This window comes from Nocardioides malaquae (assembly GCF_015070385.1).
Lineage (GTDB): Bacteria > Actinomycetota > Actinomycetes > Propionibacteriales > Nocardioidaceae > Nocardioides > Nocardioides malaquae.
Window position 1 is genome coordinate 1 of sequence record NZ_JADCSA010000873.1, and the last position, 249, is coordinate 249.

Below are 249 nucleotides of genomic sequence, written 5' to 3' on the forward strand. Positions count from 1 at the left end.
GCCCAGCTGGGAGAGCACCTCCCTTACAAGGAGGGGGTCGGCGGTTCGATCCCGTCATCACCCACCACCGGGTCGTTAGCTCAGTTGGTAGAGCAGTTGACTTTTAATCAATTGGTCGCAGGTTCGAATCCTGCACGACCCACCAATCGCTAAGGTGGAAGCGGTAGTAAAACGTGAAGGATAACGTTGCATGAGCAACGGCCCGAAGGGCGAGACGAAGTCGAGTCATCCTGCACGACCCACCACTAA

General features: G+C 56.2%; 1 tRNA gene. It reads left to right on the forward strand.

Features of this window, described 5'->3' with window-relative positions:
- The first annotated feature begins 69 nt into the window (after window positions 1-69).
- Window positions 70-145, forward strand: a tRNA-Lys gene (locus IEQ44_RS16300).
- Window positions 146-249: the final 104 nt, after the last annotated feature.